At 47.6% G+C, this 17,550-nt stretch carries 18 protein-coding genes; 4 read left to right on the top strand and 14 right to left on the bottom strand.

From position 1 onward, the window contains the following. Positions 1-37 precede the first annotated feature (37 nt). On the top strand, positions 38-946 hold the full coding sequence (locus B0681_RS07065) for a hydrogen peroxide-inducible genes activator (protein ID WP_078318049.1): 909 nt from the start codon (positions 38-40) through the stop codon (positions 944-946). Here B0681_RS07065 and B0681_RS07070 read toward each other — a convergent pair. From B0681_RS07070 to B0681_RS07125, 12 genes are all read right to left on the bottom strand, one after another. Then, the gene (locus B0681_RS07070; protein ID WP_228143880.1) at positions 941-1,606 is read right to left on the bottom strand and encodes a M48 family metallopeptidase; all 666 of its coding nucleotides are present in this window, start codon (positions 1,604-1,606) and stop codon (positions 941-943) included. The genes B0681_RS07065 and B0681_RS07070 overlap by 6 nt on opposite strands. After that, positions 1,603-2,514 (bottom strand): D-alanine--D-alanine ligase, encoded by a 912-nt coding sequence (locus tag B0681_RS07075; RefSeq protein ID WP_078318050.1) that lies wholly within the window; start codon positions 2,512-2,514, stop codon positions 1,603-1,605. Before B0681_RS07075 ends, B0681_RS07070 begins: the two co-directional genes overlap by 4 nt. A gap of 35 nt (positions 2,515-2,549) precedes the next feature. Continuing rightward, complete coding sequence (gene murC, locus B0681_RS07080) at positions 2,550-3,983, bottom strand: UDP-N-acetylmuramate--L-alanine ligase (RefSeq protein WP_078318051.1); 1,434 nt, start codon at positions 3,981-3,983, stop codon at positions 2,550-2,552. Between the two features lie 38 nt (positions 3,984-4,021). Continuing rightward, positions 4,022-5,110, bottom strand: a complete 1,089-nt coding sequence (gene murG / locus B0681_RS07085; RefSeq protein WP_078318077.1) for an undecaprenyldiphospho-muramoylpentapeptide beta-N-acetylglucosaminyltransferase — start codon at positions 5,108-5,110, stop codon at positions 4,022-4,024. Positions 5,111-5,231: 121 nt separating this feature from the next. Beyond that, positions 5,232-6,188 (bottom strand): glutathione synthase, encoded by a 957-nt coding sequence (gene gshB, locus B0681_RS07090; protein ID WP_078318052.1) that lies wholly within the window; start codon positions 6,186-6,188, stop codon positions 5,232-5,234. Between the two features lie 25 nt (positions 6,189-6,213). Continuing rightward, entirely contained in the window at positions 6,214-6,867 is a 654-nt protein-coding gene (gene pyrE / locus B0681_RS07095; protein WP_114144971.1) for an orotate phosphoribosyltransferase, read from the bottom strand. 117 nt (positions 6,868-6,984) lie between these two features. Beyond that, on the bottom strand, positions 6,985-7,863 hold the full coding sequence (tsf, locus tag B0681_RS07100) for a translation elongation factor Ts (protein ID WP_078318054.1): 879 nt from the start codon (positions 7,861-7,863) through the stop codon (positions 6,985-6,987). Between the two features lie 62 nt (positions 7,864-7,925). Continuing rightward, a complete protein-coding gene (gene rpsB, locus B0681_RS07105; protein ID WP_078318055.1) occupies positions 7,926-8,741 on the bottom strand; it encodes a 30S ribosomal protein S2 in 816 nt (271 codons plus the stop codon). A 258-nt stretch (positions 8,742-8,999) separates the two neighbouring features. Continuing rightward, positions 9,000-9,377, bottom strand: a complete 378-nt coding sequence (locus tag B0681_RS07110; RefSeq protein WP_078318056.1) for a hypothetical protein — start codon at positions 9,375-9,377, stop codon at positions 9,000-9,002. Continuing rightward, positions 9,374-9,616: a hypothetical protein gene (locus B0681_RS07115; RefSeq protein WP_078318057.1), complete on the bottom strand. Its 243-nt coding sequence runs from the start codon at positions 9,614-9,616 to the stop codon at positions 9,374-9,376. The genes B0681_RS07110 and B0681_RS07115 overlap by 4 nt, the downstream gene beginning before the upstream one ends. A gap of 69 nt (positions 9,617-9,685) precedes the next feature. Then, the gene (gene smc / locus B0681_RS07120; RefSeq protein WP_078318058.1) at positions 9,686-13,306 is read right to left on the bottom strand and encodes a chromosome segregation protein SMC; all 3,621 of its coding nucleotides are present in this window, start codon (positions 13,304-13,306) and stop codon (positions 9,686-9,688) included. A gap of 161 nt (positions 13,307-13,467) precedes the next feature. Continuing rightward, positions 13,468-13,956: an RNA pyrophosphohydrolase gene (locus B0681_RS07125; RefSeq protein ID WP_078318059.1), complete on the bottom strand. Its 489-nt coding sequence runs from the start codon at positions 13,954-13,956 to the stop codon at positions 13,468-13,470. A gap of 270 nt (positions 13,957-14,226) precedes the next feature. Here B0681_RS07125 and B0681_RS07130 point away from each other — a divergent pair, with 270 nt between their 5' ends. The 3 genes from B0681_RS07130 to B0681_RS07140 all read left to right on the top strand — a co-directional run bounded on the left by B0681_RS07130 (position 14,227) and on the right by B0681_RS07140 (position 15,737). Continuing rightward, complete coding sequence (locus tag B0681_RS07130) at positions 14,227-14,640, top strand: OsmC family protein (RefSeq protein WP_078318060.1); 414 nt, start codon at positions 14,227-14,229, stop codon at positions 14,638-14,640. 16 nt (positions 14,641-14,656) lie between these two features. After that, positions 14,657-15,082 carry an MAPEG family protein gene (locus B0681_RS07135; RefSeq protein ID WP_078318061.1) on the top strand — a complete coding sequence of 142 codons (426 nt, stop codon included), beginning with the start codon at positions 14,657-14,659 and terminating at the stop codon, positions 15,080-15,082. A 106-nt stretch (positions 15,083-15,188) separates the two neighbouring features. Continuing rightward, positions 15,189-15,737, top strand: a complete 549-nt coding sequence (locus B0681_RS07140; RefSeq protein WP_078318062.1) for an opioid growth factor receptor-related protein — start codon at positions 15,189-15,191, stop codon at positions 15,735-15,737. Between the two features lie 27 nt (positions 15,738-15,764). On the opposite strand, the gene B0681_RS07145 is transcribed toward B0681_RS07140, so the two are convergent. Then, complete coding sequence (locus B0681_RS07145) at positions 15,765-16,487, bottom strand: pantothenate kinase (protein ID WP_078318078.1); 723 nt, start codon at positions 16,485-16,487, stop codon at positions 15,765-15,767. Between the two features lie 103 nt (positions 16,488-16,590). Further along, positions 16,591-17,514 (bottom strand): biotin--[acetyl-CoA-carboxylase] ligase, encoded by a 924-nt coding sequence (locus B0681_RS07150; protein WP_228143881.1) that lies wholly within the window; start codon positions 17,512-17,514, stop codon positions 16,591-16,593. Between the last annotated feature and the right edge of the window lie 36 nt (positions 17,515-17,550).

The following is a 17,550-nucleotide window of genomic DNA, read 5'->3' on the forward strand; positions in this document are numbered from 1 at the left end:
TCATGGTGCTTATGAGTGCCATCTGCCAAGGATTTTTATGATTACCCTACGCCAACTGGAATTTGCCCTTGCTGTCGCCAAACATCGTCATTTTAAGCGTGCCGCTGAAGAGTGTAACATCTCGCAATCAGCGCTAAGCTTAGGCATCGCCGAACTCGAAAAACAGCTGGATACCCAAATCTTTGAGCGCAATAACAAACAGGTACTCATCACCCCCATCGGTGAAGAGCTGCTGGAACGCGCTCAGCGAATCTCAAGTGAGATCAATGACTTAATGACACGAGCGCACAGCCATCAAGTGCCACTGGCATACCCGATGACCATCGGTATTATCCCCACCATCGCTCCTTATTTGCTGCCCAAAGTGCTGCCAACATTAAAGCGCACTCACCCAAACTTTGAGCTGTCTGTGGTCGAAAAGCAGACCGAGCGCCTGATCGATCAGGTGCGCTATGGCCATATCGATACTGCCATCATTGCGCTGCCGTATCCGCTAGAAGGCTTGCACGCGTTTGAGTTTTGGGCAGAAGATTTCTTTGCCATCTTGCCTGAGCATGATGCGCATATCCAAGCAGGTAAAATTAACAGCGATGATCTATCCAAGACCAACTTACTGCTGCTTGGCGAGGGTCACTGTCTGACCGATCATGTGCTGTCCGTGTGCGCACTTAGTAAAAACGAGATCCATTCTAGCTTTTCAGATGCCAGTCTAAACACACTGATTCAAATGAGTCTTGCTGGCATGGGAACGACACTCGTGCCAAAAATGGCGCTCGATCAAATCAACGATGGCAAGACCGTCCATGCCGTACCCTTGGCCGAGCCTGGCCCGCATCGCAGACTGGCGTTCATCACCCGCCTAAATTATGCGCGTGTCAATGATGTACGCCTATTAAGCGAGATATTTGGACAAGCATTAGCCGAAGCCGACCAATCACGCTCATAATGTACGCGTTTTATGGTTTAATAAGCTGTGCCAGTGGCGATAGTCTGGCATGGCTTGTTCGACGCTTGCCCAAAAATCAGCGCTGTGATTGGCATGATGCAGATGGCACAGCTCATGCACCAGCACATACTCCAAACATCGCTTGGGATGCGCGGCAAGCTGCGTGTTTAGGGTGATTTTGGCGGTGCGTACATTACAGCTGCCCCACCTGCTGCGCATGTATCTTAGGCGAATCGACGAGGCTTGTTTGCCGACGATGCTTTGCCATTTTTGAATCAATAAAGGCAGCTGCTCATTGATCTCATGGCGATAAATCCATTGCAGCCGAGCATCATCATCCATCAGGCGCTGGCTGTTGCGACAAGATGCGCCATGATTATCCATCCAAGCATGCACATCAAAGCACTCACCCCACAAGCGATCAGGCTCAGACTGTCGGGTCATCAGTGATTGGTGTGCCGCCACCGCCCAATCAAGGCGATCGGTAATGGCTGTGATTAGCTGACTTTCACCAATACGCATGGGCGCACTGACGGACAAGACGCCTGCTTTGATGCGAAAGTTGATATTTTTGACAGATTTTCGTTGTACTGACAGCACGATGCCATGACCAGACAAGCGCTCAGCAAGCATGGTCATGGCATCAAAATGGCTGCTCACAGCGTTTGTGCCAAGATTTGTACGCACAATGATGCAAAATCAATACCACGAGCTTTGGCTGCCATCGGTACAAGGCTGTGGTCTGTCATGCCTGGCACGGTGTTAAGCTCAAGTAGGTATAATTTGCCATCATCACTTTTTAGGAAATCCACACGTGACCAACCACGGCCGCCAATGGCTTCAAAGGCACGCTTGGCGATGTCTTGCATCTCTCGCTCTTGCTCAGCGGTCAAATCCGATGGGCATTGATATGTCGTGTCATTACGCAGGTATTTGGCTTCATAGTCATAGAACTTACCTGTCGGAATGATGCGAATGCTTGGCAAAGCTTCATCGCCCAGTAGTGAACAAGCATATTCACCACCTGTGATGGCAGGCTCCGCCAAGATAGCACCGTGATACTGCTTCAGCGTCGGATAAACCTTGGCAAGCTCGCCTGCAGTCTCAACCATCACCACGCCCACACTTGAGCCTTCGGCGGCTGGCTTGACGAACAGTGGCAAGCCAAACTGTTGTTCAACCGCATCAAAATCACTGTGATCATCCAGCACCACATAAGGGACATTCGGCAGATTAAACCCTTGCCAAATCAGACGGCAACGAAACTTATCCATCGCAATCGCTGAAGCAAGCACGCCGCAGCCAGTATAAGGAATGTCAAAACCATCAAGCACTCCTTGTAAGCTACCATCTTCGCCAAAGGTGCCATGTAGCACATTGAACACACGGTCAAATTCACGCAGTTTTGAGATGTCGGTTTCTTGTGGGTCAAAGTGATGCGCATCCACGCCTTTTGATAGCAAGGCATCCAGCACCGCCTTACCACTATTTAATGACACTTCTCGCTCGCTACTAAAGCCACCGCAGACGACTGCCACTTTGCCAAATTGTTTTACATCAACGCTCATTTTATACTCTCAATTTTTATGAATGGATCATCGTGTTATAGATACAAATTATTGTCGCGTAGCTCAAGGCAAATCTGCCCCACATTGCCCGCTCCTTGGGTGATCAATAAATCATTGGCTTTAAGTACACGCTTCATGGTACTTGCCAAGTCATTTTTATCGACCAAAGTCGGCTCCACCTGTCCACGGTGGCGAATACTGCGAGCAAGCGCCTTGGTATCTGCACCTACAATCGGCGCTTCACCAGCGGCATACACATCCAGTAGCAATAACTCATCAACGCCCGATAGCACATCCACAAAGTCATCAAAACAATCTCGAGTACGGCTATAGCGATGTGGCTGGAACATCAATACCAATCGACGATCTGGATAGCTTTGGCGAGCGGCTTTGATGGTTGCAGCCACTTCGGTTGGGTGATGGCCATAGTCATCAATCAATAGCACATCCCCGTCATCGATCGCTACTTGTGCTTGTTTTTCAAAACGGCGACCCACGCCAGCAAATTTCTCAAGCGCGCGAATAATGGCAGCGTCATCCACACCTTCATCCGTAGCAAGGGTGATGGCAGCCAGAGCGTTATAGACATTGTGCTCACCTGGCACATTGAGCGTCAAAGACAATGGCTCACGGTCTTTGCGTAGTACGGTAAAGTGCGTCTTGGCACCGTCAACGACCAAATCCACTGCACGCACATCGTTGTGTTCTTTTAGACCAAAGGTCAGCACAGGGCGAGCGATGGCATCAATCATGCCAAACAGCACTTCATCATCACCACACACCGCTGCCAAGCCATAAAATGGCATATTTTGTAGAAACTGAATATAGGCTTGCTTAAGCTTCTCAAAGCTACCTTCATAAGTATCCATGTGGTCTTCGTCGATGTTGGTGACGATCGCCGCCATTGGACGCAGTGACAAGAATGACGCATCCGACTCATCCGCTTCAGCGACCAGATAACGAGACTGACCAAGGGCAGCATTTTTACCCGATGCATTTAGTTTGCCGCCGATGACATAAGTCGGATCAAGCCCTGCTTCGGTCAGCATCATCGTCAGCATACTGGTGGTCGTGGTCTTGCCATGTGCACCTGCCACCGCGATACTGTGGCGATAACGCATCAGCTCACCCAGCATATCCGCACGGCGTACCACAGGTAGGCGAGCGGCAAGCGCTGCTTGGATTTCAGGGTTGGTCTTGTCAATCGCTGATGACACCACGACCACATCGGCATGATCGATGTTGCTGGCGTTATGACCGATATAGACAATCACCCCTAGACCGACCAAACGCTCAGTCACAGCACTGGCTTTGATGTCAGAGCCAGTTACCTTATAGCCTTGGTTGGCAAGCACTTCAGCGATACCACACATCCCTGCCCCACCGATACCGACGAAGTGGATGGTTTCGATGCGACGCATTTCTGGGATTTCAATCAGGCGTTTTGGCAGGGATTTTTTGGTTGGCATGGGGATTCCTTTGGTATATAAACTTTCAAATAAATAAATCAGCGAATGCTATTTTCAATGATGTCAGCCACAGTCTGTGCGACATCTGCTTTGGCTTGACTGCGCGCGATGATTGCCATCTCTTGACAGCGGCTGCGATCCAACTCATCCAGCGTCTGGGCAAGCGCCTGTCCTGATAGACTTGATTGCGGCATCAAAATCGCCGCCCCTGCATCCACAAGCACTTTGGCATTGGCAGTCTGATGATCGTCCACAGCGTGCGGTAATGGCACAAAAATCGCCGCCACGCCTGCCGTCTGAATCTCAGTCACAGTCAATGCCCCTGCTCGGCAAATAATCACATCCGCCCATGCATACGCTGCCGCCATATCATCAATAAATGGCTTGAGCTCCACGATATGCTTAGTGGTGTCGATATCAGCCTGAGAGTAGGCAACGAGCATCTGCTCATGATTGTCCTTGCCGCATTGATGACGCAGACTGATTGGGCGATTGACCTTATCAAGCATCTCAACCACCGCTTGGTTAATCGCCATCGCACCCAATGAACCACCCACCACAAGCACCTTGAGCGCAGACTCATCACTGATGTCATAACGCAGCTCAGGACGAGCGATTTGGGTAATGGCATCACGCACAGGATTACCCACGGTGATGACTTTGGCGTCGCTGGCAAACGCACCATCAAAGGCCTGTAGCACCTTATCCGCATGACGAGCCAGATTTTTGTTGCTCATGCCGACGATGGCATTTTGTTCATGGATAATCAGTGGTTTTTTCAATAATTTAGCAGCCAATCCCCCTGGTGCAGTCACATAGCCACCAAAGCCAACCACCACATCGATGGCATGGTCAGTCATCAGCTGGCGCGCCTGCATGACGGCTTTTAGTAGCATAAATGGCAGTTTCACCATACGCGCCAAACCCTTGCCACGCAAGCCTTGCATATCTATATGATGCATCTGATAGCCGTGCTTTGCGACCAAATCATTCTCCATGCCAGTTGGTGTGCCTAGCCAATGAATGGTTGCACCACGAGCCGCCAATTCGTCCGCCACTGCCAATGCAGGAAATACATGACCGCCCGTACCTGCTGCCATCATAAGGACATTGATTTTTTTTGTCATAAAATTATCCAAAGCCATCTTAAAAATCATCTATTTTCAATGACTTTTGTGGCAAATTCAAGCAAATTTTCTTTACTTTTTTGTCAATAAAAATTACCGTCAATCGCTTTTGCTTTGTCGGTTAAACTGCCGACAAACAAGTCTCGATAAATTCAATAAAATCGACCGCAATGTGCGTCCCAAATTGATCATCAATCTCACGCACGCAAGTTGGGCTTGTGACATTGATCTCAGTGATTTTTGCACCAATCAAATCCAGTCCCACAAAATACAAACCTTTTTCAAGCAGAATCGGTGCGACTTGTTCAGCCACTGCTCGTTCTTGATCACTAAGCGGCATCGCAACACCACGACCGCCTGCCGCCAGATTGCCCCGAGTTTCGCCATCGGCAGGAATGCGTGCTAGGCAATACGGCACGACTTGACCGCCGACAATCAGCACACGCTTATCACCTTCTTTGATGGCAGGTAGATAGCCTTGTGCCATGATGGGCAAGCTTTGGTTTTGTGTCAACAGCTCAAGCGTCGAGCCAATGTTATGACTGTCTGCTGTCAAGCGAAAAATCCCCATGCCACCCATGCCATCAAGCGGCTTGACGATGACATCACCCTGCTCTTGGATAAACGCACGGATATGCGACTGCTTCGCCGTCACGATGGTCGGGCTCATATGCTCGCTAAACCAGGTGGCGAACAGTTTTTCGTTACAATCACGAATTGAGCTTGGATCATTGACCACTAGGACTCCTGCATCCTTGGCTTTATCCAACAGATAAGTCGCGTAGATGAAATTCATGTCAAATGGCGGATCTTTACGCATCAAAATCACATCAAAATCAGTGGCTTGATGCGTGGTTTTTGGCTCAAGTTCATAAAACTTTTGTGGATCTTTAAAAACTTTGGTTGCTTGAGCATCAATATGCAATTGACCCAAATTCAGCCACAAATCATGAATGCCACAAGTGTACAAGCCATGCCCCTTATCGGCAATCGCCCACATCATGGCAAGTGAAGTGTCTTTTTTATAATTAATCGTCGCAATATCATCCATGACGATAAGAAAGTTAAGTTTTTTCATAGTTGCTACTTTTGTTTATCCAAAATTATTCATCGATACCGTATTGGGCGCGATATGCTTGCATGGCGGATAACTGCTCAGCCGTGCCGTGAGTGGCAACATAATCAGTGATGTCATCCATCGTCACCAGTGCCAGCACAGGTACACCAAGGCTTTCGCCAAGTTCTTGGATGGCAGATTTGTCGCCTTGACCTTTTTCTTTGCGGTCAAGTGCAACGATGATGCCAGCGACACTTGCACCTGCTTTATCCAAAATCTCCACCACTTCACGCATCGCCGTACCTGCGGTCATCACATCGTCAATCACCCAGACCTTTTTGCCAGTCAGATCAGCACCCACAAGCATACCACCTTCGCCGTGATCTTTGGCTTCTTTGCGGTTGTAGCCCCAGTTGGCATTAATACCATGCTGTGACCAGAGCGCCTGAGCGGTCGCCGCCACGAACGGAATGCCCTTGTACGCCGCCCCAAAAATCACCAAATCATCCGTCTTTGCATGCTTTGCCAGTGTATCGGCATAGCCTGTGGCAAGTACGCTTAATAACTCACCTGTCGATAGCAGGCCTGCATTAAAAAAATACGGGCTGACTCGGCCTGATTTTAGGGTAAACTCACCAAATCTCAGTACATTGTTTTTTAGAGCGACTTCAATAAACGCTTGGGGATTGAATGATGGCATGATAATTCCTAATGTTGGCATAAATTATGGCTATTTTACTCTGATTGTGCACGATTTACAAATAGCAAAAAGCCCAGTTCGATGAACTGGGCTTTAAAAATGGCAACAAGCAAAAAATTATGCTTGAGCAGCAGCTTGAGCAGCGGCAACTTCAGCAGCGAAGTCTTCTTGCTTCTTCTCGATGCCTTCGCCAACTTCAAGACGCTTGAAGCTAACAACAGTTGCACCTTCAGCTTTTAGCACATCGCCAACTTTCTTTTCGTTGTCCATGACATATGGTTGGTTAACCAAAGTCACTTCGTTTAGATATTTTTGGATACCGCCAGTGATCATCTTCTCAACCACAGCTTCTGGCTTGCCAGATTCTTTAGCTTTGGCTTCGATGATGTCTTTTTCGCGAGCTAGGATGTCAGCTGGTACATCAGCTTCGTTCACTGCCAGTGGGTTGAATGCAGCAACTTGCATTGCAACTGCTTTGCCCACTTCTTCGTTACCACCTTCGAATGATACCACAACACCGATACGCAGACCGTGACGGTATGCAGCAAGGTTAGCACCTTCGATGACTTCTGCACGGCGAACTTGGATGTTCTCACCGATTTTTTGAACTAGAGCAATACGCGCTTCTTCAACAGATGCGCCATCGCCATATGGTAGCGCTGAGATTGCTTCAACATCAGTCGTGTTGTTCGCTAGTGCCAATTCAGCAACTTTGTTTGCAAATACAGTGAAGTTTTCATCTTTTGCAACGAAGTCAGTTTGGCAGTTTACTTCTAGAAGTAGTGCTTTGCCTTCGCCTTGAGCGATTACGATAGCACCGTCAGCAGCGATGTTACCAGCTTTCTTAGCAGCTTTGGCTTGACCTGATTTGCGTAGGTTGTCAATCGCAAGCTCGATGTCACCATTTGCTTCTTCTAGTGCTTTTTTGCACTCCATCATGCCAAGACCAGTACGGTCACGCAACTCTTTTACAGTCTTTGCAGAAACTTGAGTCATTTGGATTCCCTCAAATATGAACGATGATAAGCCCAAAGTGGATTGGGCTTATCTGTGATGTATTAGTAATTGTTAACTACTTGGCCAGCTTGATCGATTGAATCTTCAACTGGTGCAGTCGCATTGTCGCGGTTTGCTTGCTTGTCTGCGTCTTGAGCATCAGCGCCGCCTTGAGTTTTTGCATACTCTTTGCCAGCGATGATGGCATCAGCCATTGCAGTCACATATAGGTTAACGGCACGGATAGCGTCGTCGTTGGCTGCGATGATATAGTCAACATTGTCTGGGTTTGAGTTGGTATCAACGATACCGATCACTGGGATACCAAGCTGCTTGGCTTCTTTGATTGCGATCGCTTCGTGGTCAACATCAACAACAAATAGCGCATCTGGAAGACCGCCCATATCTTTGATACCGCCTAGAGCGCGCTCTAGTTTTTCCATTTGGCGAGTACGCTCTAGCGCTTCACGCTTAGTCAGCTTCGCAAAAGTACCGTCTTCAGCTTGTTTTTCAAGCTCTTTTAGACGAGTGATTGACTGGCGAAGAGTTTTGTAGTTAGTTAGCATACCGCCCAACCAACGATGGTCAACATATGGCATACCAGCACGGGTCGCTTGCTCACGGATAACCGCAGATGCAGCGCGTTTAGTACCAACGAACAAAATCTTGTTGCGAGCTGCTGCTTGCTTGTTCACGAAAGTTAGTGCTTCGTTAAACTGCTTAACAGTGTGCTCAAGGTTGATGATGTGAATGCGGTTACGAGCACCAAAGATGTATTGGCTCATTTTTGGGTTCCAAAAACGAGTTTGGTGACCGAAGTGAGCACCTGCTTCTAGCAAGTCACGCATTGAGATTTGAGTTGGGTTCTTGTCTGACATAAGAGTTCCTAAAAAGTTTGGGTTACGCCTCCACGAAATCAAAAATACCGAATCCATCAGCACGCATCTGACCATCGGGTCAAATTATTCAAACTGATAGACACCCCGATATTCCAAAACACCGTAAGCCTACGCTGTAAATTTCGTGTGTGTAGTGTAAAGTTAAATTAAAAAATACGCCCATTTAAAAAAATGGACGCATTATTATAGCAAAAATTTTGTATAAAGCCAAGGCAATTTGTCATAACAATTGTCATTCTACAGATCTTCTTGGATTGGTAAATAATGGGGTAAAGGCAACGCAAAAGGCGGATGTGACGACAAATCGACTAGGATAATTTCATCTTCATTGCGAATATAATGCAAAATATATTCACTGGTCAAATCACCCAATTCACCTTGATAGTCTGGAATGCCAATATGATAATGCCATAGACGGTGCATCTTTGCATAATTGACATAATTAAGCCAGCTTGGATGGTTGGTTGGTGCATTATCCGATGACTTATTTCTCCCTGCCAAGTTGTTTAATCCAAACTGCTCAACATGGTTAATAAATGCCAAAATCTTTTGGCGGTCTGCTTTTGGGAAATTTTGCAAGTGCTTGGCAAAAAGCGGTGTCAATGTCACTTTCATGGCGCAACATCAGCAAGCCAACGGTCAAAGGCATCAATATCCGCTGTTGCCGTTTTTGGTACAGCAACCTGCCCACTTGAAACCGATGCTTGGATTCTTGCAAAATCAAACTTGGCATCATAAGATTTTGGGCTAAGCACAGCCACTACCTGCCCATCTTTTAAAATACTCACAGGTTCTTGCAGATTAACAATCCGCTCTTGCACTGTGATTGGCAAAGTTGCAAAATCAATCATCATGAACATATCTCTATTGTAGATACCATTATTGTAACACAAAGCATCGTCAATACCTAGAAATGCCTAGACTTAGGCATTCGGCTCCAAATACTGCTCCGCCTCTTCTAAATTGACCGTGACTAGGCTTGAAATCCCCGCCGTCGGCATGGTGATGCCTTTGAGCTCATCGGCAATTTGCATGGCAAGCTTATTATGACTAATAAAGATAAACTGCACATCGTCAGCCAGCTCATGAATCAGCCCTGTAAAGCGTCCGACATTGGCATCATCCAGTGGCGCATCAACCTCATCTAGCACACAAAATGGCGCTGGATGCTGTTTAAAAATCGCAAAAATCAGGCTAAGCGCCGTCAAAGTCTTCTCGCCACCTGACAGCACCGCTAGGCGTGAGTTTTTCTTGCCTTTTGGCTGTGCCATCAGCACAAGCCCTGCACGCCATTTGTCCGCCTTGGATAAGGTTTCATCTTCCATCAGGCTTAAGCTTGCCTGGCCACCGCCAAATACTTTTGAGAACAAGGCATTGAGCTCTTTATTCACCGCATTGAGCGCTGTCAAAAACAGCGATTTGGTCTTCTCATCGATCGCTTTGATGGCATCTTCAAGTTTTTTCATACTATCGGTGATGTCTTGGATTTGCTCATCCATCGGTGATACGCGTGCCTCAATCTCGGCAAGCTCAGCAGCAGCAGCTAGGTTTACCGCACCGAGTTTGGCGATTTGCGCTTTGACATCCTCGCGCTTTTGGCTATGGTCAATGAACTGCTGATTGGGATTGGCTCGAAACTCTGCCAAGGTCGCAGGCAGGTTAAACGCCTCATCAAATCGCAACAGCTCATCGCCCAAATCCTGCATCCGACTCTCGCCCACTGCCGCATCGGCACTGATTTGGGCAGACTGTGCTTGGGCGGTGGCAAATTTACCATGTGCTTCAGTCAGCTCATCTTGTAGCTTGGTTTGAGCGATTTGCAGTGCTTTGGCAGCCGCTTCATATTCATCGCTTGAGATTTTGAGTTCATGACTGCTTATCTTGGCAGCTTTGAATATTTCTTCAAGCTTTGGTAATTTTTCCTGCAAGGTTTCTTGGTGTTTTTTGGTAACTTCGATGTCTGCTATCGTCTGCGTGGCGCTGTTTTTTGCCATATCAAGCAGGCGTTCGGCATGGGTTTTGCTTTGGCTGAGTGTGCCAAATTTGAGCTGCATGGCTTGATAGGTTTCATTTTTGGTCTTGACCAGTCCATTAGCTTCATCAATGCGAGCCGTCAGCACGGTCATTGCTTGATTCGCCATCTCAAAACGTGGGGCAAACTCGCCAAGCTTTGTGTGATATTCATCAAGCTGTACGGTCAACTCATTGAGCTCTTTTTGGCGGTCTTGTTTTTCTTCATCGAGCGCTTGACGGTTTTTGGCGTGGTTGTCACGACGGATTTTATCCGCATCCAGCTTGGCAGTGAGCGCTGTCAGTGCTTTTTCGGCACTGTGCAGCTGTGCGGTGGTGGCAGTTTTTTGGGCGATGACTTCTTCGAGCTCAACTTTGGTTTGTTCAAGCAGATTCAGCTGATTTTTTAGCTGTTTTTGGTCGGCATTCAGCGCATCTTCTAGGGTGTTCAACTCTTCTTCTAGCACAGCCAATCGCTCGATATGTGCTTGTTTTTGGGCAAGAAATTGACTGCCTGTCTCACCAAAACGACTGATATGCACCATGCCAAAACTGCCAATCAGCCAGCCCGCCTTGGTCAAAATCATCACGCCAATCAATGCGCTTGTATCCATCTCATCAAGCACATCATCGCCCGTATATAAAAAGGTGCGCCCAAAAATCTCCAAAGTCGGTGTGCTAAATAACTGATCCAAGCGAATCAGTCGCTCACCAATCTGCTTGGGCAGCTTGGCAATGGCATCACTGGCTGCGATGGCGCTTGTCGTGATGGCAGTATCGCTTTTTTTACCAGATTTTAATAATAAATTCACACCATCTTTGGCAGGTCTGGTCAAGGCGGTCGCCATATTGAGCTGAGTAGTCACTTTGGCATCCAGCCAAAATCCCAAAAACTGATCCAGTACTTTGGCATATTGATGCCCCGTACTGCTCGGCATCAAACCATGCTCAAGGCTTGGCAAAGCTTGCAAATCCGCTTGATCATCGCTCGATACGCTATTTTGTTGAGCGATTGGCGTATGCACAAGCTTGTGCAAAATATCATACTCACCCATCAGCACCGCATGGCGTTTTTCTTGGGCTTGGGTGCTTGCTTGTAGCGTTTTGACAGTCTCACTGAGTGCATCATAGCGAGATTTGAGCTCATCATGATCTGATAGATTATCAAGTTTAAGTTTAAGATTGTCGATCTGCTCTTGATACGCTTTTTGCTCGGCTTGGTCTTGCTGGGCATCAACAAAGCCTGCCTGCTCCGCATCAAGTGCATCGCTGCGTTTTTGCCATTTTTGCTCAGCATCTTTTAGGCGGGCGATTTGGGATTCGGCAAGTTTTTTGCGGTTATCCAGATTGTTTTTGTCTTGGGTGATGACAGATAACTCATCACGCTGTTTTTGCCATGCCTCTTGGGCATCAGCAAGTACCTGTTTGGCATCAGTGAGTGCCTGCTCTAGCGCCATCGTGTCAGGCATGATCGTAGCAAGCTGACTGTCAATCTCGGCAAGCTCGGCGGTGGCGTGCTCGATATTGGCAAGCGCTTCTTGATGCTGTGCTGTCAGGCGGGTGATTTTTTCATCACTTTGGGCAAGCTCACTATTGACGGTATAAAAATTGTGCTGAGCAGTTTGTTCTGCCATCTGTGCATTATGGTATTTATCTCGTGCTTCGTCTTTGAGCCATTGACCTTCGGCGACACGAGCCGATAAGGTATCAAGTTCACGACGCACACGAGTGACCTCCATCTCAAGCTTGGCAAGCTCATCACTGAATTTGCCATGCTCGCCTTTTTTGAGTTCGTGATATTGCCACGCTTCGAACAACCGACGCACCAAGTCATCACGATGCAGTGCCTGCAGCTCATCATTGAGCGCTTGATATTGCTTGGCGGATTCGGCTTGGCGGATGAGCGTTTTTTGTTGTTTTTTTAGCTCGCCTTGCAAGTCGGATAAGCGTTCTAGATTGTCTCGAGTCTCAGCAAGCTTTTTTTCGGTATCAGCTCTACGTACCTGATAGCGAGAGACACCTGCGCCCTCTTCGATGAACTCACGCAGCTGCATGGGGCTAGACTCAACGATGCGCCCAATCATCCCCTGCTCAATCACCGCATAACTGCGCGCACCCAGTCCCGTACCCAAAAACACATCCACCACATCACGGCGACGCACTCGCTGACCATTGATAAAATAATCCGACTTACCGTCTTTGGTGACTTGTCGGCGTAGGCTCAGCTCTTGGTACAGGTTTAGCTCATGGCGGATGCCGTGCGTCTCGTCTTGGGTATGCTCAAATATCAGCTCCACACTGGCAAGACTCTTGGCAGCACGACCCTCGACACCAGCAAAGATGACGTCACTCATCGCCCCACCACGCAGCTGCTTGGCTGATGTCTCGCCCAGCACCCAGCGGATCGCATCGATGACATTGGATTTACCACAGCCATTTGGCCCGACGATGGCAGTGATGTCGTGCTTAAAGGTGAAAGTCGTTGGATTGGCAAAAGATTTAAAGCCAGCAAGTTTTAGGGATTTGAGTCGCATGCGTGTGTTTTTGATGGTTTAAAAAGGCGATATTTTAGCAAATTTTGGCTGATGACGCTAATCACAAATCCAAGTGAATGATCTTAGCGTGCAAGTTGATGTGATCACCCATAATAAAAAGCCATCCCTTGATGGCGATGGCTTATGGTATGAAATTAGGCTTAGGCCAAAACTTCATTTGCTGGCACAGCTTCGATCAGTTCACTGAGCGCCCGCTGATAGACATTTCTTTTAAAGGCGACGACACCCGTCAGCGGATACCAGTAGCTCACCCACTGCCAGTCATCAAACTCTGGCACGCCCACATCAAAGCGGATATGGTCGGTATAAGCATCATCCAGATACAACAAAAACCATTTTTGTTTTTGTCCGATACACAACGGCTCTTGCCCTGCTCGTACATAGCGTTTTGGCAAGCGATAACGCAGCCAATCACGAGTCACAGCGAGCACTTTGACGTGCTCAGGCAACAAGCCAACTTCTTCGTACAGCTCACGATACATCGCTTCAAGCGGTGTCTCGCCACGGCTAATACCCCCTTGGGGAAATTGCCAACTGTCATGTCCGATGCGTTTTGCCCACAGAACCTGCCCTTGTGCATTTACCAAGATGATGCCGACATTCGGTCGAAAACCGTCTGCATCAATCATAACTAAACTCTTAATTTATAAATCATTGAAATATCACCAGTTTTTTACCGATGACTTTACTTAATGACTATTAAACCAAAAAAACGCGCAAATGTGTAATGTTTTTTAAAATAATTTGCGATTTTTAGCAAAACCGCTAGAAAAACAGCCATTTGCCCCAATTTATCCATCATCACTTTGATAATCAGCCTTTGATGGCATCTGATGGCATCGGTTGCCAAAGCGTATCAAAACCATTACAATGACTGATATTTTTATAAGGAAACTTCCATGGCAGAATTAAACGCAAGCTTGGTATGGAAAGATGGTGTGCATTTTGAAGGCACTTCTCCATCAGGTCATACCGTCCAACTCGACGGCAATAAAGAGCAAGGCGCAAGCCCGATGGAGCTGATTTTGCTCGGTCTTGGCGGCTGTGCCAGCTATGATGTGGTGACGATTCTAAAAAAATCTCGCCAAGATGTCCAAGATGTCCGCTGCCAGATGCGTGCGGTGCGTGCTGATAGCGTGCCTGCAGTCTTTACTGATATTCACCTGCACTTTGTGGTGACTGGCACCGACATCAAAGATGCCCAAGTCGCCAAAGCCATCGAGCTGTCTGCCGACAAATACTGCTCAGCATCTCGTATGCTGTCAGCAGGTGGCGTGAATATCACCCATGACTTTGAAATCATCGCCGCCTAACTGATTGGCATTTGTTATGATTATTTCATTATTTATGCAGACAGGCATGAAGCTTACCATCATCTTGATGGTCATTGCAAGCCTGTTGCCTTGGCTCTGCTCAGTACTCGCCAAAGCCTCGGCTGGTTTTCGCTTTGCTAAGCACAATCAAGACCCGCGTGGATTTTTGGCAGATAGCACAGGCATCGCTGCCAGATTTAACCATGCTCAGGCAAATGGCTATGAGACTTTGCCAGTGTTTTTGGCGGCGGTGCTGATCGCGATTTATACCTTTGTACCGATGGCAGTGGTGAACTTATTGGCAGCAGGCTATGTGCTGTTTCGCATCGGCTATATCGCAAGCTACGCTGCCAATCTTGGTATGCTGCGTTCGGTAAACTGGCTACTGTCGATGCTGTGCGTGCTTGGGCTGTTTACCTTTGCGTTTTGGTTTGGCATTTAGCCGCTATCACAGATCACATTGTCATTGCCATCGTCGCTGTATTGCGACACAATTTGTCGCCATCTTATGTTATCGTTGATTCATTGCAATCAGACTGGAGATGACAATGCATCCGATTAATGAATTTTATTTGGGTTTACGCAAAACGACGGCATTTGATTGTACGCTAGAAGATTTGTGGGTGCTACCACCGAGTATCATTAGCGTGCAGTATTTTTATATTGAGTGGCTGTTTCCTGTGGACCATGCATCCAAATGGAATAAAACCGTGCCGACACTGCACGGTGATGAGCTGTTATTCTTCCAAACCAATCCAGACATCCAGCAAAAATTCTTGACATCGTTTGATAAAATCATCGGCTACTTTGAAATCGAAAGACAAGGCAATCAGCTATTTGCCACAGATACGCTCAAGGCTCGGGATTATTGGCTCAAGCCAATCGGTCATCAAGAAAAGAAAATCAGTCGTATCATCCGCTCACTGGCTTGGTGCGGACAGCTTGACTTAGCCAAGAATTTACAAAGTCTAGCCCTTGAGATAATTGTCCAAAAAGGTCATCTTAAGCCTGATACTTTGCACATTTGGCGACATCTGCTAGATGACCTGCAAGGCGGTTCAATCAATCACAATGCCATACATCAGATGATACCCTAAAGAGTAAGCCATCATCATTAAGCTAGATTAGACACCTTGGCAATGCTCAAAATACCGCTGTAGCCCTGTCAAAATCAGCCCTTCATCAACGATGGCACCATCCAAATGTGGAGCAAGTGTCATCGCCCCACCCCCTGTCAAAACCAGCTCAAACTCTGGATAGTTTGCCTGTATCGATTTGACCGCACCAACAATCCCAAACAAAATCCCGTGATGCACCGCATCATCGGTCGTACGCCCAAGCTCAAGGCTGTCAAATCGCCCTTGCTTAACGCCAATCTGCTGCGTCCCTGCATATAGGGCATGACGCTGCATATAGGCATTTGGCAAGATATATCCACCCAGATGCACACCGCCATCAATGATATCGATGGTCAATGCCGTACCACAGCCCACCACGCACTGCTTAGCACCATTGACAGCACCCAACATCTGTAACCATCGATCAACGCCCAACTGAAGCGGATCATAATGACTGTGTAGCATTGGGTGCTTGTCATTGACCTTGGCAAACTCAAACGGCACGCCAAGCTCATTGAGCGTATCGGCAATTTTGGCATTGATTTTCTCGCCAAGTACGCTTGAGATACCCACAAACTCTGGATGAAATCGCACAAAGGTCCCAAACAAACCCATCAATAGCTCATTGGGTGCTTTTAGATGCTCTTTGGCATCCGATGCGATGACTTTGCCATCATCGATCAGCCAATATTTTAGCCGTGTATTGCCCAAATCAAGCCACAGTGCGATCATGTGTTTTTCCTTTTTTAATCTTATCAATATCTTAGCACAGATGTCTAAGCACAAATGCTTAAACGTAGCCGTCTGAATGTAGCCGTCTAAACACAGCCATCTAAGCAGACTGAATCATACCCGCCAATACACGCACGGTACTGCCAGCTTGCTCAAGCAATAACGCACCATCATGATCGATGCCAATACAACGCCCCGACTGACTGACGCTCTGCATATCATCTCTGGCAAAGACATTGACCGATCTGCCCATCAAGACATGCGCACGGTTAAACGCATCAATAAAATCCAGCTTCGCTGTCGCGTCTGATAGCTGATTGTGCTGATGCACCGCTTGGCAAATCGCTTGGCAAATCGGCTGATACAGTGCTTGATAAGTAGGCAACTCGCCAAGATTAACCATATCCGCAAGCTGTCTTAGGCAGGTGGCTTGATACAGACCATCTTTGATTATTGGGCCGATTTCGACATTTAGCCCCACTCCAGTCACCACGCCGACTAGGCGAGTTTTGTCATTGACCTTGGCATAGACAGGCTCAATCAAGATTCCGCATAGCTTTTGGAACAGATGCTCTGTATCATCATAATAGCCGACATCATTCGCCCATTTGACACCGATCGCCGATAAGCCCTGCTTGGCACGCTCAGCATTGATTGCTTGGATCGTATCAAGCCGTGCCAGCTCATAGCCCACCGCCAAGGACAAAAATCCATCCAAACGCACAAGCCCAAAGCCATCATCACTATCCGTCTGCATCGGCGTATATAGCGACAAAAACACATTGCCCTGACCGCTCACCCACGATCTGCCATGCTGACCACGCCCTGCACTTTGGGCATCGGCGGTATATAGATGATGCTGGCGATGGCTAAGCTTGCCTATGCTCACCGCCTGTATCAGCTGTGTGTTGGTGCTATCGGTTACAGCATCATGTCGATGATGACGATGAATACTCGCCCAAATCAAAGCAAAATCCATCTTAGCGTGTGAATAATCCATCGAAAATGCATCCACAAAACTCATAAAATTGCGTTATAATAGCACAATTTCACTAAAACA

It is taken from the genome of Moraxella porci DSM 25326, assembly GCF_002014855.1.
GTDB classification, from domain to species: Bacteria; Pseudomonadota; Gammaproteobacteria; order Pseudomonadales; family Moraxellaceae; genus Moraxella; species Moraxella porci.